The 14,625-nt window shown below is 67.4% G+C and carries 12 protein-coding genes; 10 read left to right on the top strand and 2 right to left on the bottom strand.

Going from position 1 to position 14,625, the window contains the following annotated elements; all coding sequences use genetic code 11:
- Window positions 1–13: 13 nt before the first annotated feature.
- Entirely contained in the window at window positions 14–1,048 is a 1,035-nt protein-coding gene (locus ACNUDN_RS16370) for a YncE family protein (RefSeq protein WP_419125187.1), read from the bottom strand.
- Between the two features lie 123 nt (window positions 1,049–1,171).
- On the opposite strand from ACNUDN_RS16370, the gene ACNUDN_RS16365 reads away from it, so the two are divergent.
- The 8 genes from ACNUDN_RS16365 to ACNUDN_RS16330 all read left to right on the top strand — a co-directional run bounded on the left by ACNUDN_RS16365 (window position 1,172) and on the right by ACNUDN_RS16330 (window position 8,359).
- Window positions 1,172–1,483 (top strand): hypothetical protein, encoded by a 312-nt coding sequence (locus ACNUDN_RS16365; RefSeq protein ID WP_419122931.1) that lies wholly within the window; start codon window positions 1,172–1,174, stop codon window positions 1,481–1,483.
- 54 nt (window positions 1,484–1,537) lie between these two features.
- Window positions 1,538–2,368 carry an undecaprenyl-diphosphate phosphatase gene (locus ACNUDN_RS16360; protein WP_419125186.1) on the top strand — a complete coding sequence of 277 codons (831 nt, stop codon included), beginning with the start codon at window positions 1,538–1,540 and terminating at the stop codon, window positions 2,366–2,368.
- A 46-nt stretch (window positions 2,369–2,414) separates the two neighbouring features.
- Window positions 2,415–3,119 (top strand): histidine phosphatase family protein, encoded by a 705-nt coding sequence (locus ACNUDN_RS16355; protein ID WP_419122930.1) that lies wholly within the window; start codon window positions 2,415–2,417, stop codon window positions 3,117–3,119.
- A 37-nt stretch (window positions 3,120–3,156) separates the two neighbouring features.
- The gene (locus ACNUDN_RS16350; protein ID WP_419122929.1) at window positions 3,157–3,741 is read left to right on the top strand and encodes a DUF3090 domain-containing protein; all 585 of its coding nucleotides are present in this window, start codon (window positions 3,157–3,159) and stop codon (window positions 3,739–3,741) included.
- A complete protein-coding gene (locus tag ACNUDN_RS16345; RefSeq protein WP_419122928.1) occupies window positions 3,728–4,531 on the top strand; it encodes an SCO1664 family protein in 804 nt (267 codons plus the stop codon). The genes ACNUDN_RS16350 and ACNUDN_RS16345 overlap by 14 nt, the downstream gene beginning before the upstream one ends.
- A gap of 17 nt (window positions 4,532–4,548) precedes the next feature.
- Window positions 4,549–5,325, top strand: coding sequence for a 3'(2'),5'-bisphosphate nucleotidase CysQ (locus ACNUDN_RS16340; protein ID WP_419122927.1), 777 nt, complete (start codon window positions 4,549–4,551; stop codon window positions 5,323–5,325).
- 78 nt (window positions 5,326–5,403) lie between these two features.
- On the top strand, window positions 5,404–6,642 hold the full coding sequence (gene mshC, locus ACNUDN_RS16335) for a cysteine--1-D-myo-inosityl 2-amino-2-deoxy-alpha-D-glucopyranoside ligase (RefSeq protein ID WP_419122926.1): 1,239 nt from the start codon (window positions 5,404–5,406) through the stop codon (window positions 6,640–6,642).
- A 271-nt stretch (window positions 6,643–6,913) separates the two neighbouring features.
- Entirely contained in the window at window positions 6,914–8,359 is a 1,446-nt protein-coding gene (locus ACNUDN_RS16330) for a DUF1254 domain-containing protein (protein ID WP_419122925.1), read from the top strand.
- Window positions 8,360–8,629: 270 nt separating this feature from the next.
- Here the strand turns inward: ACNUDN_RS16330 and ACNUDN_RS16325 are convergent, their stop codons facing one another.
- Window positions 8,630–9,520 carry a PAC2 family protein gene (locus ACNUDN_RS16325; RefSeq protein ID WP_419122924.1) on the bottom strand — a complete coding sequence of 297 codons (891 nt, stop codon included), beginning with the start codon at window positions 9,518–9,520 and terminating at the stop codon, window positions 8,630–8,632.
- 425 nt (window positions 9,521–9,945) lie between these two features.
- Here ACNUDN_RS16325 and metH point away from each other — a divergent pair, with 425 nt between their 5' ends.
- Entirely contained in the window at window positions 9,946–13,749 is a 3,804-nt protein-coding gene (gene metH / locus ACNUDN_RS16320) for a methionine synthase (RefSeq protein ID WP_419122923.1), read from the top strand.
- A 150-nt stretch (window positions 13,750–13,899) separates the two neighbouring features.
- Complete coding sequence (locus ACNUDN_RS16315) at window positions 13,900–14,583, top strand: HAD family hydrolase (RefSeq protein WP_419122922.1); 684 nt, start codon at window positions 13,900–13,902, stop codon at window positions 14,581–14,583.
- The last annotated feature ends 42 nt before the right edge of the window (window positions 14,584–14,625 follow it).

Here is a 14,625-nt window from a genome sequence, read left to right as displayed (position 1 = left end):
CCGCGCGCACCCCTCACCTGGCAGCCTCCGGGATCACCTGCACGCCCGCACCGGCCCCGGACACCACGTAGAGGGTGCCCGACGTGTCGTCGTATGCCAGCGAGTTCGGTTGCTGCACGGTTCTGTATCGCACCTTCTCGACGGGGGTCCCGGTCGCCAGATCGTAACCAACCACGGTGTTGGTCGCCGTCTGTGCCACCCAGGCCAGCCCGTCGGGTGCCGCGGAGCCCGCCACGCCGTACGGAGCGTCCGGCACCGGGTAGCGCTGGCGCAGGATGAGCGGGTTGACCCCGTACACCAGCAGCTCGCCGCCACGGGTATCGGTGACGAGCACCCGGCCCGCACCGTCGGTGGCCATCGTGGTGGCGCCCTTGCCGGCGCGCAACGCGTGTTCGGATTTGGTGCCTTCGGCGTTGAGGCTGGTCACCGAGGTCTGACCGCGGTCCAGCACGACCACGGTGTCACCTTGTGCGACAAGGCTGTCCACGCGAGCGAAGATCTTCAGCTGGGCGCCTACCTCGGTCTCGGTGGCCAGCGTGTACACCGTGCCGTCGGCGCTGCCGAGGACCAGCCGGCCGTCCGCGCGCCGGGTGATCGCGGTGAAATCCACCTCGTCCTGGTTCTCGACGAGCACCTTGGTCGGGTTGCCGGACGCGATGTCGAAGCGGTAGTAACCCCCTCGGGTGGACAGGTACGCCACGCCGCCGCCGTCGCCGGCCATCGCCGTCACGGGGTCGGCGAGGGGTACCTGTGTCTGCGCCCCGGCTGCCCCGACCACGGTGAGCGCCGCGCCCGCAGCCGAGGGAGCGAGCACCAGCAGCGACTGCGTCGCCGTGTCGTACACCGCTGCCTGGGCGTCGCCGCCGAGAGGCCACACCATGCCGTCCGGCGGTGTGGCGGCCGGAGGGGAGTCCGCGGCGCGCGCGGCTTCGATGGTCGGTGGCGGCGCGTCCACCGGACTCGACGAACACCCGGCGATCAGCGTCAACACCAGCGCCGCGACTCCGACACGGACCAGCTGAGCCGGCGGGTTTATGTGCTGCGACAACGGGTAGCTCTCGGTTTCCAGTTCGGCGGGAATCGATCGGAGAGCCAGTGTATGCAACGTCGTCACGGTGGCCCGGCCGCGTCTGGGCAGCCCGATGCTCGAGGCGGAGGTATGGTACATACCATGACCCTCACGGCTGACAGCGAAGTCGCAGGTCGAGGCTTCACCATGGAGGACATCACCACCGGGGTGCATGCCAGCGGTTTCGGCGAACTCGGCGACGGCCGGAGCTTCTCCTTCCATGTGGAGCGCCAGGCGTTGCACGTGGAGGTCTACCGGCCGCGGCTGCGCGGTCCGGTGCCGCAGGCCGAAGATGTGGTGGCCACGGCCACCCGCAGCCTCACCGATATCGACATCTCCGATGAGCGCAGCGTGACCGCCGCCGTGCGCGATGCGGTCGCCGACGCCCAGCCGGTTTCCCGCAGCGGGCGCTAACCGCCGCCCGGGCCCTCTCGCGGTACGGTCTTCGTCGTGACCGGGCTGCCTGAGATGTCGTGGTTGCAGGTCGTCGTTCTCTCGGTGCTGCAGGGGTTGACCGAATTCCTGCCGGTGTCCTCGTCGGGCCACCTGGCGATCGCATCCAAAGTGTTCTTCGACGGCGATGCCGGTGCGTCGTTCACCGCCGTGAGTCAGCTCGGCACCGAGGTCGCGGTCCTGGTGTATTTCGCGCGTGACATCGTGCGGATCGTGCAGGCCTGGTTCGCCGGGCTGTTCCGGTCCGGCCGACGCAACGCCGACTACTGGCTGGGGTGGTGGGTGATCATCGGCACCATCCCGATCAGTGTGATGGGACTGCTGTTCAAGGACGAGATCCGCACGGGCGCACGCAATCTCTGGCTGGTGGCCTCGGCATTGATCGTGTTCTCGTTCGTCATCGCCGCGGCGGAGTATTTCGGGCGACAGCGCAGACGGGTTGAACAGCTCACCTGGAAGGACAGCATCATCGTCGGTCTCGCGCAGTGCCTGGCGCTGGTGCCGGGCGTCTCGCGTTCCGGTGCGACGATCAGCGCCGGCTTGTTCCTGGGGATGGAACGCGAGCTCGCTGCGCGGTTCGGCTTCCTGCTCGCGATCCCGGCGGTCTTCGCCTCCGGGCTGTTCTCCTTGCCCGATGCGTTCAATCCGGTCGGCGAGGGCATGAGCGCCAGCGGCGCCCAGCTGTTGGTCTCCACGGTCATCGCCTTCGTGGTCGGTTACGCCGCGGTCGCCTGGTTCCTGCGGTTCCTGGTGCGCCACAGCATGTACTGGTTCGTCGGTTACCGGATAGTGCTGGGCATCGTGGTGCTGATTCTGCTGTCGACCGGAGTGGTGGCAGCATCGTGACCGACCGGGGGGTACCGCACGGCCGAAGGCGAAAGGGAGCGGGTTCATGACCGTTCTGTTGGTGCGGCACGGCCGCTCGACGTCGAACACCGCCCACACGCTGGCGGGCCGATCCGACGGTGTCGATCTCGACGACCGGGGCCGCGAGCAGGCCGCGGCTCTGGTCGACCGCCTCGGCGAGCTGCCGGTCCGGGCAATCGTGCGGTCGCCGCTGCTGCGGTGCGAACGCACCGTGGCACCGCTGGCCGCCGCGCTGGGCGTAGAGCCCGTCGTCGATGACCGGATCACCGAGGTCGACTACGGGGCCTGGACCGGCCGTGCGCTCGGCGAGCTGGTCAAGGAGCCGTTGTGGGCGGTGGTCCAGCAGCAACCCAGCGCAGCGGTGTTCCCCGAGGGGGAGGGCCTGGCCGCGGTGCAGGCACGCGCCGTCGCCGCGGTGCGCGAGCACGACCGACGACTCGCCGACGAGCACGGCGCGGACACGCTGTGGATCGCATGCACCCACGGCGACGTCATCAAATCCGTCCTGGCTGATGCGCTCGGCACGCACCTGGACAGTTTCCAACGCATCAACGCCGACCCGGCCTCGGTGTCGGTCGTCCGCTACACCCCGCTTCGTCCCTTCGTCATCCACGTCAACCACACCGGTGTGGCCCTCAATGCCGCGCTGTCGGCCCCGCCGCCCGCCCCGAATGCCGAGTCGGGCGATGTCCCCGGCGGCGACGCGGTCGTCGGCGGTTCGACCGGCTGACGCCACCGGGTGCGTTGACGGTATTTTGGAAGCTGCCATGTCCCGCGAAATCCACGTCTTCCGTACACCCGACCGCTTCGTGGCCGGGACGGTCGGCCAACCGGGAAATCGGACGTTTTATCTGCAGGCCGTCCACGACAAACGGGTCGTCTCGGTGGTGTTGGAGAAGCAGCAGGTGGCCGTGCTGGCCGAGCGGATCGCCGCACTGCTGTTGGAGATCAACCGGCGCTTCGGCACCCCGATCCCGCCCGAAACCGGAGACGTGGACGATCTCAGTCCGCTGGTCACCCCGGTCGACGCCGAGTTCCGGGTCGGCACCATGGGCCTGGGCTGGGATTCGGAGGCTCAGACCGTGGTGGTGGAGTTGCTGGCGGTGTCGGAGACCGAATTCGATGCCTCGGTGGTGCTCGACGACGCCGAGGAGGGCCCCGATGCGGTGCGGGTGTTCCTGACGCCCGAATCGGCACGTCAGTTCGCGGCCCGGTCCAACCGGGTCATCTCGGCCGGCCGGCCGCCCTGCCCGCTGTGTGACGAGCCGCTCGACCCCGAGGGCCATATCTGCGTCCGGACCAACGGTTACCGGCGCGGCGCGTTCTCCGGGTCCGACGATGACGAGATCTGAGGTCCTCCAGCGCGGCGACCTGACCGTGATCGGGCGGATCCGGTCGGCGAGCAACGCCACCTTTCTGTGTGAGGCGACGCTGGGTGAGACCGTGCAGCACTGCGTCTACAAACCGGTGCGCGGAGAGGCTCCGCTGTGGGACTTCCCGGACGGGACCCTCGCCGGACGTGAGCTCGCCTCGTATCTGGTGTCGGCCGGGTTGGGCTGGGATGTGGTGCCCTACACCATTGTTCGGGACGGTCCGGCCGGTCCGGGCATGGTGCAGCGCTGGGTCGACCAGCCAGGGGACGACGATGCCACCGAGGCCGCTGCCGGCCCCGACCTGATCGATCTGCTGCCCGTCGGCCGCGTTCCGCCCGGCTTCCTGCCGGTGCTGCAGGCCTACGATTACGCGGGCAACGAGGTCACGTTGGTGCACGCCGACGACGACCGCCTGCGCCGCATCGCGGTGCTCGACGTCCTGATCAACAACGCCGACCGTAAAGGCGGGCATGTGCTGCAGGCGGTCGACGGCGGCGTGTACGGGGTTGATCACGGTGTGACCCTGCACGTCGAGGACAAGTTGCGCACGGTGCTGTGGGGTTGGGCGGGTAAACCGGTCGACGACGACACCCTGGCCGACGTCGCGAAGCTCGGCGACGCGCTGGACGCCGACCTGGGGGCCGAACTGTGCGGGCTCATCACGCCCCGCGAGGTGGCCGCGCTGCGGGCCAGAGTGGTTGGCCTGCTGCGCAATCCGGTGATGCCGACGCCGGACCGGCATCGGCCGATCCCGTGGCCGGCATTCTGACGTGATCTACTTGCCGAGTGACCCTCAGCGATGCAGCACTGGCCGCCGCGGTGGCCGAGGAGGCTGGTGAGCTGCTGCTCGCGATGCGCCGGCAGCTCGGGCACGCCGATTTCTACGATCCTTACTCCCTCGGCGACGCCGGTGACAAACGCGCGAACACCCTGATCCTGGATCGGTTGCACCGTGAACGTCCGCACGACGCAGTGCTGTCCGAGGAGGCCGTCGACGACGGTTCGCGGGTGGACGCCGACCGAGTCTGGATCGTCGACCCCGTCGACGGCACCCATGAGTACTCGATGCCGGGCCGGGCGGACTGGGCGGTGCACATCGCGCTGTGGCAACGTGCGCCCGGCGGTGCGGCCCCGACGATCACCGACGCCGCTGTCGCGTTACCCGCCCGCGGCGAGGTCTACCGCACCGACACCGTCACCGCGCCGCCGTCCCGCGCCGACGGGCCGATCCGGGTGACCGCCAGCTCCAACCGGCCCCCGGCGGTGCTGTGGCGGTTGCGCGAGCATCTCGACATCGAGCTGGTCCGGATCGGCTCTGCGGGTGCCAAGGCGATGGCGGTGGTGCGCGGTGACGTCGATGCCTATCTGCACGCCGGCGGCCAGTGGGAGTGGGATTCGGCGGCGCCGGCAGGGGTGCTGTGGGCCGCCGGGATGCATGCGTCCCGCATCGACGGCTCCCCATTGATCTACAACCGCCGGGACCCTTATCTGCCGGATCTGCTGATGTGCCGGCCCGAGTTCGCCGGGGTGCTGTTGGAGGGCATCTGGTCCGCATACCGTTAGCACCGGCCGAACCGGCTGCGAGCGGGAATGAAACGGCCGTCGAAGTTGTCGCACACGTCGATGTCTAGAGTCGAGGCTATGCAGTCGTGGTCCGCGCCGAACGTGCCGGCGGTGCCTGGGCGGGGTCCGCAGTTGCGGCTCTACGACAGTGCAGATCGCCAGGTGCGGCCGGTGTCGGCCGGGGCCACCGCCACCATGTACGTGTGTGGCATCACGCCCTACGACGCCACCCATCTCGGTCATGCGGCCACCTATCTGACGTTCGACCTGGTGCACCGACAGTGGCTGGATGCCGGCCATGACGTGCACTACGTGCAGAACGTCACCGATGTCGACGACCCGCTGTTCGAGCGCGCGCACCGTGACGGCATCGGCTGGCGCGAACTCGGAAACCGTGAGACCGACCTGTTCCGCGAGGACATGGCCGCCCTGCGGGTGCTGCCGCCGCGCGACTACGTGGCCGCCACCGAAGCCATCGCCGAGGTCATCGAGCTGGTGGAGAAGATGCTGGCCTCCGGTGCGGCCTACGTCGTCGACGACGCCCAGTTCCCGGACGTGTACTTCCGTGCCGACGCGACGGTGCAGTGCGGTTACGAGTCGGGCTATGACCGCGACACCATGCTCGCGCTGTTCGGCGAACGCGGCGGCGACCCCGACCGGCCCGGCAAGAGTGATCCGTTGGACGCCCTGTTGTGGCGCGCCGAACGGTCGGGGGAGCCGAGCTGGCCGTCGCCGTTCGGTCCGGGGCGTCCCGGGTGGCATGTCGAATGCGCCGCGATCGCGCTCAGCCGCATCGGGACCGGACTGGACATCCAGGGCGGCGGCAGCGACCTGATCTTCCCGCACCACGAGTTTTCGGCGGCACACGCCGAATGTGTTTCCGGTGAGCGGCGATTCGCCCGCCATTACGTCCACTCGGGCATGATCGGCTGGGACGGCCACAAGATGTCGAAGAGCCGCGGAAACCTGGTCCTGGTGTCTCAGCTGCGCCGCGACGGGGTCGATCCGGCGGTGATCCGGCTCGGGCTGTTCGCCGGGCACTATCGGCAGGACCGTTTCTGGAGCGCGGAGGTGCTCGACGAAGCGCTGGCGCGGTTGCACCGGTGGCGCAGCGCGACTTCGCTTGCCGGGGCACCCCATGCCGGCGATGTCGTGGCCCGGGTGCGGCGCTACCTCGCCGACGACCTCGACACGCCCATGGCGCTTGCCGCGCTGGACGGTTGGGCCACCGACGCGTTGTCCTACGGCGGTCACGACGAGACCGCCGGGGCGACGGTCGCCACGGCCGTCGATGCCCTTCTGGGCATCCGGCTCTAGCCCCTCCACCCGGGCCCCACCCCTCCTCGGCGCAGGCCCCCTCAGCGCAGGCCCCCCCAGCGCGAGCGTGCGTGTCTGCGGGCGACACGCCGACAGAATGCCGAACTTTTCGCACGGTCGTCGCGAGTGTGGCTCCGGGATCGACGCACACTCCCACGTTCCGCGGTAATGCGGTCTTCGTGGAGTAGGTTTCGGCCATGAATTCGGCCATGGAGTCGGCCATAAGGCCGAACAGGCAATCGACGTCCGGACAGAGAGTCGGGGACCACTGATGCGGTCGTTGCGTCGCTTAGTGGCCGCAGCCACGGCGCTGTCGTTGTGCGCAGGCTGCAGCAACGGTGGGCCCGCGCCGGTGGACACGTCGACCTCAGCGGCGCCGGACACCGCCGCCGTGGTCACCCCCGAGGAGGCTCGCGCCGTCGCCAAGGAGGCCTACATCTACGGCTTCCCGTTGGTCGACAACTACCGCGTGCAGTACACGTACTTCGTCGACAAGCAGAATCCTCAGTACAAAGGCGGCTGGAACGAGGTGCACAACTCCGCTCGGGTGTTCACCCCGGCGGACACCACGATCCAGACGCCGAATTCTGACACGCCGTATTCGACGGTCGGTGCCGATCTTCGTACCGAACCGCTGGTGCTCACGGTGCCGCCGATCCAGCAGGACCGCTACTATTCGCTGCAGTTCGTCGACGGCTACACCTACAACTTTGCCTACGTCGGCAGCCGTACGACCGGCAACGGTGGCGGCAGGTATCTGCTGGCGGGACCAGGCTGGCAGGGCGACAAACCCGAGGGTGTCGATGAGGTGATCCGTTCGGACACCGACCTGGCCCTGGTGCTCTACCGCACCCAGTTGTTCGGTCCGTCCGACATCGAGGAGGTCCGCAGGATCCAGGCGGGCTACCAGGTCGCACCGCTGTCGGTGTATCTCAACCAGCCGTCGCCCGCGCCGGCTCCCGCGATCGATTTCGTCCCGCCGCTCACTCCGGAACAGCAGCGCACGTCGCCGCAGTTCTTCGAGATCCTCAACTTCGTCCTGCGGTTTGCCCCGGTGTTACCCGAGGAGACGCAGCTTCGGGAGCGATTCGCCCGGATCGGCGTCGGTCCCGACGGTGATTTCGACGTCGATGCGCTGAGCCCGCAGATGCGTGAGGCGATCGAGGCGGGGATGGCCGACGGCAACGCCGAATTCGAGGCGTTCAAGAAGGACGAGATCGACACCGGGAAGGTGACCTCGGCGCAGCTGTTCGGCAGCAGGCAGGAACTCGGGGACAACTACCTGTTCCGGATGGCGGGCGCGGCGCTGGGGATCTACGGAAACACCGCAGCCGAAGCCATCTATCCGAACTTCACCAACGACGCGGCCGGTCAGCCGCTCACCGGCGCCAACCGCTACGTCTTCCGCTTCCCGCCCGGGCAGCTGCCGCCGGTCAATGCGTTCTGGTCGTTGACCATGTACGAGCTACCCGCCAGCCTGTTGGTGGAGAACCCGATCAATCGCTACCTGATCAATTCGCCGATGCTGCCCAGCTTGGTGCCGGACCCTGACGGCGGATACACGTTCTACGTTCAGAACGAATCTCCCGGCATCGACAAGGAGTCCAACTGGCTGCCGGCGCCCGAGGGTCCCTTCGCGATGGTCCTCCGGTTGTACTGGCCTAAGCCGGACGCGCTCAACGGCACCTGGAAGTCTCCACAGCCCGAGCGCGTCTAGACACCCGCGGAACCCCCTCCACTTCAGTCGCGAGCGAGCGTGTCTGCGGCCGACACGCCGTGCAGAAACCCAACATCATGCACGCTCGCGCGGGGTTGGACGGTCTCGAGCGGGTGGTTGGACAGGCTCGTTCAGGCTGGGCACGGCCGCGGTGCGCACCAACCGTCGTCAACATCGGTGCGGCCGCTGCGCCGCGAGCGTGCGTGGACTTCCTGTTTACGCCGGCGTGTCCGCCGCAGACACGCACGCTCGCGCAGATGGGGAGGCGCACTAGCCGCGGTAGCCGGGTCCTCGCCTGCGCAGATATCGCTCGAACTCCGCGGCCAGCGCGTCACCGTCGATCTTGCCCAGGGCGTCGGTCATGTCGACCTCGGCGTCGCCACGCTCCTCCAGCGACTGCACGTACTCGGCGATCTCGTCGTCCTCAGAGGTCATCTCGGTGACCGCCTGCTCCCACTCCTCGGCTTGAGCGGGCAGATCGGCCAGCGGCACCTCGACGTCGAGTACATCCTCGACGCGGCGTAGCAGGGCCACCGTGGCCTTCGGGTTCGGCGGCTGCGACACATAGTGCGGCACGGCGGCCCAGAACGTCACCGCCGGGATTCCGGCCTGGACACACGCGTCCTGGAACACTCCGGCGATGCCGGTCGGCCCCTCGTAGCGGGTCTCTTCCAGGCCGAACGTCTTGGCCGAGTCGGCGGAGTAGGCCGCGCCCGACACCGGGACGGGCCGGGTGTGCGGGGTGTCGGCCAGCAACGCGCCGAGGATCACCACGGTCTGCACATTGAGCTTCTCGGCGATGGCCAACAATTCCGCGCAAAAGGTACGCCAGCGCATGTTCGGCTCTACACCGTGCATCAACACGATGTCGCGGTCGCTGCCCGGCGGGCGACAGTGCGAGATCCGCATCGAGGGCCACACCAGCTCGCGGGTGACCCCGTCGATCTGGCGGATCACCGGCCGGTTCACCTGGTAGTCGTAATAGGCCTCGTCGTCGATGTCGACGATGGTCTCCGCCTCCCAGATCGCATCCAGGTGCTCGAGCGCATCGCTGGCCGCGTCGCCGGCGTCATTCCAGCCCTCGAACGCCGCGACGACGATCGTGTCGTGCAGATCGGGCAGGTCGGATCGCTTCGGACCGCTGAAATCCGAGGGGGTCACCAGGCCAGCGTAAGCCCTGCCTGGACTCGATGGCGGGCATCGACCCGCCACCGAGTTTGTGCACCCGACTTACCCTGGCTGTGTGAATGGCGCACACCACCGTGATAACGGCAGCGACGTGTCCGACCCACCGTTGACGCGGGCCATGGTCGCGAGCGGCGCGATGGGAACCCAGCTGCCGCCGTTCGCCGCGCGCGGGACGAAATACGCACGGCGGCAATCTGGTTAACCGTGGTGACGACGACATTGCCGGCAAGATGCGGGTCAGGGTCGATCGCAGCGACAAGACGGGCGTCCAGACGTCGATCGGGTGACGACGTAGACTTTTCTGGTCGAGAGGCGTTGCAACGGTCTCCGGGGTGGTCTGAGTCCCCCGGTATCCGCCACGCTCGGCAGAGTCAAGGACGCCTTCCGCTGAGGAAGGAATGCACGTGAACGCCTCTGAACAGAAGGCCCCTGCACCGATCAGTCCTGGTGAGCGCACGTTTGAGCCGAACATCCGCCCTGACTGCACCGACGAGCTGAAAGGTGCGCTGAGCCGGCGCATCATGGTCATCGACGGCGCGATGGGCACGGCGATCCAGCGGGACCGCCCGGACGAGGCCGGCTACCGCGGTGAGCGCTTCAAGGACTGGCCGAGTGATCTGGTGGGCAACAACGATCTGCTCAACCTCACACAGCCGCAGATCATCGAGGGGATCCACCGCGAGTACCTTGAGTCCGGCGCCGACATTCTGGAGACCAACACCTTCAACGCGAACGCGGTCTCACTTTCCGACTACGGTATGGCCGAGTTCGCCTACGAGCTCAACTACGCCGGCGCGGCCCTGGCCAGGGCGGCCTGCGACGAGTTCACCACTCCGGAGAAGCCCCGCTACGTCGCCGGCGCGCTGGGCCCGACGACGCGGACCGCGTCGATCTCTCCCGACGTCAACGACCCGGGTGCGCGCAACGTCTCTTACGACCAGCTGGTCGCCGCGTATCTGGAGGCCGCCAACGGACTGGTCGACGGCGGCTCCGATCTCATCATCGTCGAGACGATCTTCGATTCGCTGAACGCCAAGGCAGCGGTGTTCGCCATCGAGACGTTGTTCGAGGAACGCGGACGCCGGTGGCCGGTGATCATCTCGGGCACCATCACCGATGCGTCCGGGCGGACGCTGTCGGGGCAGGTCACCGAGGCGTTCTGGAACGCGATCCGGCATGCCAAGCCGCTCGCGGTCGGGCTGAACTGCGCTTTGGGCGCGCCGGAGATGAGGCCCTACATCGCCGAGATGGCGCGGATCGCCGACACCTACGTCTCCTGCTATCCCAACGCCGGACTACCCAACGCCTTCGGCGAGTACGACGAGTCGCCTGAGCGCCAGGCGAGCTACATCGCCGAGTTCGCCGAGGCCGGCCTGGTCAACCTGGTCGGGGGCTGCTGCGGAACGGCTCCGCCGCATATCGCCGAGATCGCCAAGGTGGTCGAGGGCAAATCGCCGCGCGAGCTGCCGCAGATCGAGGTGGCCACCCGCTTGTCGGGCCTGGAACCGCTCAACATCACCTCCGACTCCCTGTTCGTCAACATCGGCGAGCGCACCAACATCACCGGCTCCGCCCGGTTCCGCAACCTGATCAAAGCCGAGGACTACGACACCGCGTTGTCGGTGGCGCTGCAGCAGGTGGAGGTCGGTGCGCAGGTCATCGACATCAACATGGACGAGGGCATGATCGACGGCATCGGCGCGATGGACCGCTTCACCAAGCTGATCGCGGCCGAACCCGACATCAGTCGCGTCCCGGTGATGATCGACTCCTCCAAATGGGACGTCATCGAAGCGGGCCTGAAGAACGTGCAGGGCAAGCCGATCGTCAACTCGATCTCGCTCAAGGAGGGCGAGGAGAAGTTCGTCCGTGAGGCTCAGCTGTGCCGCAAGTACGGCGCCGCCGTCGTGGTGATGGCCTTCGACGAGCAAGGACAGGCCGACAACCTGGAACGGCGCAAGGAGATCTGCGGGCGTGCCTACCGGATCCTGACCGAACAGGTCGGTTTCCCGGCCGAGGACATCATCTTCGACCCGAACTGCTTCGCGCTGGCTACCGGGATAGAAGAGCATGCGACGTACGGGATCGATTTCATCGAAGCCTGCGCGTGGATCAAGGAGAACCTGCCCGGGGTGCACATCTCCGGCGGAATCTCCAACGTGTCGTTCTCGTTCCGCGGCAACAACCCGGTCCGCGAGGCGATCCACGCGGTGTTCCTGTTCCACGCCATCAAGGCCGGTCTGGACATGGGCATCGTCAACGCCGGCGCACTGGTGCCCTACGACTCGATCGACCCCGAGCTGCGAGACCGGATCGAGGACGTCGTGCTCAACCGTCGCGAGGACGCGGCGGAACGACTGCTGGAGATCGCGGAGCGGTTCAACAGCAAGGGCGATACCGGAAACGATGATGCCGCGGCGGCCGAATGGCGCAGCCTGCCGGTCCGGGAACGGATCACCCACGCCCTGGTCAAGGGCATCGACGCGCACGTCGATGACGACACCGAGGAGTTGCGTGCCGAGATCGATGCCGCCGGCGGGCGGCCGATCGAGGTGATCGAGGGCCCGCTCATGGACGGGATGAACGTCGTCGGCGATCTGTTCGGCTCCGGGAAGATGTTCCTGCCCCAGGTGGTGAAATCGGCGCGGGTGATGAAGAAGGCGGTGGCGTATCTGCTCCCCTTCATCGAGGCGGAGAAAGAACAGAACGCCGACACCCCTGGCGCGTCCAAAGCCAAGGACACCAACGGCACCATCATCATGGCGACCGTCAAGGGCGACGTTCACGATATCGGCAAGAACATCGTGGGGGTCGTCTTGCAGTGCAACAACTTCGAGGTGATCGACCTCGGAGTGATGGTGCCGGCGGCCAAGATCCTGGACGCGGCAAAAGAACACGACGCCGACATCATCGGGTTGTCCGGTCTGATCACCCCGTCCCTGGACGAGATGGTCAATTTCGCCGTCGAGATGGAACGCGAGGGCTTGCAGATTCCGCTGCTGATCGGCGGCGCGACCACCTCGCGCGCCCATACGGCGGTCAAGGTGGCGCCGCGCCGCTCGGGTCCGGTGGTCTGGGTCAAGGACGCGTCCCGCTCGGTGCCTGTCGCGGCGGCACTACTGGACGACAGGCAGCGGCCTGCGCTGCTGGAGGCTACCGAGGCCGACTATGCGTCGCTGCGGGAACGGCACGCCCAGAAGAACGAACGTCCTATGCTGACGCTGGAGAAGGCCCGCGCGAACCGGACGCCGATCGAGTGGGACGGGTATCGGCCCCCGGTGCCCGCCCAGGGTCTGGGGGTCCGGGATTTTCGTGATTACGACCTGGCAGAACTGCGCGAATACATCGACTGGCAACCGTTTTTCAACGCCTGGGAGATGAAGGGCCGATTCCCCGACATCCTGAACAACCCGGCATCGGGGGAGACCGCCCGCAAGCTCTATGACGACGCCCAGGAAATGCTCGACACACTCATCAAGGAGAAGTGGCTGACGGCCAACGGCGTGATCGGGTTTTTCTGCGCCAACGCCGTCGGTGACGACGTCGAGGTCTACACCGACGAGACCCGCAGCGAGGTGCTCACCACATTGCACAACCTGCGCCAGCAGGGTGAGCACCGGCCCGGCATCCCGAACCGGTCGCTGGGGGACTTCGTCGCGCCCAAGGAGTCCGGGATTCCCGACTTCATCGGGGGGTTCGCCGTCACCGCCGGGTTGGGCAGCGCGGACAAGATCGCCGAGTTCAAGGCGGCCCACGACGACTACAACGCGATCCTGCTGGAGTCGCTTGCCGATCGGCTGGCCGAGGCTTTCGCCGAGCGGATGCACGAGCGGGTCCGAACCGAGTTCTGGGGATACCAGCCCGACGAACAGCTGGACAACGAAGCACTCATCGGCGAGAAGTACGTGGGAATCCGCCCGGCGCCCGGGTATCCGGCCTGCCCCGAGCACACCGAGAAGACCACGCTGTTCGAATTGTTGGACGTGCAGAAACGCACCGGCATCGAGCTGACGGAGTCCATGGCGATGTGGCCCGGTGCTGCCGTCAGCGGTTGGTACTTCTCGCATCCGCAGTCGCAGTACTTCGTGGTCGGTCGGCTGGCACAGGATCAGGTCGCCGACTACGCCAAGCGCAAGGGTTGGACTCTCAAGGAGGCCGAGCGGTGGCTCGCTCCGAACCTCGGCTACAACCCTGAGGACTGAGGGCAACCCTGAGGACTGAGGGCAACCCTGAGGACTGAGGGCAACCCTGAGGACTGACGGCAGACCCGGTCGGCCCAAGGTCCCTCACCAGCGCCGTTCGCACGTGGTCCGATTAGCGTCATGTCGCGAGCTCGTGACAGAATGGGCTGCGTGCGAGCGGTGCTGTGGGACATGGACGGTACGCTCGTCGACTCCGAAAAGCTGTGGGATGTGTCACTTTCCGCGCTGTATGAGAGTTTCGGCGGAGCGATGAGTAGCGAGACCCGGACAGCCCTGGTGGGCGCCTCGGCCGAGGAGACCATGGTGACCGTCTACTCGGAGCTGGGTCTGGAGCTCGATCCGGGAGCGATGGCCGAGTCCATCCGCTGGCTGCACGATCACACCGCCGAGCTCTTCGACGAAGGTCTGCCGTGGTGTGCCGGAGCCCGCGAAATGCTGGAAGCTCTTGCCGCGGAACGTACTCCCACCGCTCTGGTGACGAACACGAAACGCGAACTCGCTGATCGTGCGCTCAATACCATTGGCCGCCACTACTTTTCGTTTACGGTCTGCGGCGATGAGGTGCCCAACGGCAAACCGGCGCCCGATCCCTATCTGCGTGCGGCGGAGCTACTGGGGCTCGACCCTGCGGACTGCCTGGCCGTTGAGGACTCGGTGACCGGAACCGCCGCCGCGGAGCGGGCGGGCTGCGCGGTCCTCGTCGTCCCCAACGATGTGCCGGTGCCGGGTGGGCTGCGCAGGCGCCACGTCGAGTCGCTGGCCGATCTGGACGTCGCCGATCTGCGCCGCATCTACGGCGAGATCGATCGCGAGCTGCGCGACCGCACCGCCTGAGAACCCTGATCGGGTCACCCCGGGCGCCAGGCGTGCGCCGGG

Source organism: Mycobacterium sp. smrl_JER01 (assembly GCF_048513595.2).
In the GTDB taxonomy this organism is placed as follows: Bacteria; Actinomycetota; Actinomycetes; order Mycobacteriales; family Mycobacteriaceae; genus Mycobacterium.
This window is presented reverse-complemented; position numbering and strand designations above follow the sequence as displayed.

Coding starts and splice junctions, on each gene's coding strand:
- metH (WP_419122923.1), top strand. CDS start 9,946: ATGCACGTGAACGCCTCTGAACAGAAGGCCCCTGCACCGATCAGTCCT.
- ACNUDN_RS16345 (WP_419122928.1), top strand. CDS start 3,728: ATGACGAGATCTGAGGTCCTCCAGCGCGGCGACCTGACCGTGATCGGG.
- ACNUDN_RS16360 (WP_419125186.1), top strand. CDS start 1,538: ATGTCGTGGTTGCAGGTCGTCGTTCTCTCGGTGCTGCAGGGGTTGACC.
- ACNUDN_RS16350 (WP_419122929.1), top strand. CDS start 3,157: ATGTCCCGCGAAATCCACGTCTTCCGTACACCCGACCGCTTCGTGGCC.
- ACNUDN_RS16365 (WP_419122931.1), top strand. CDS start 1,172: ATGACCCTCACGGCTGACAGCGAAGTCGCAGGTCGAGGCTTCACCATG.
- mshC (WP_419122926.1), top strand. CDS start 5,404: ATGCAGTCGTGGTCCGCGCCGAACGTGCCGGCGGTGCCTGGGCGGGGT.
- ACNUDN_RS16355 (WP_419122930.1), top strand. CDS start 2,415: ATGACCGTTCTGTTGGTGCGGCACGGCCGCTCGACGTCGAACACCGCC.
- ACNUDN_RS16330 (WP_419122925.1), top strand. CDS start 6,914: ATGCGGTCGTTGCGTCGCTTAGTGGCCGCAGCCACGGCGCTGTCGTTG.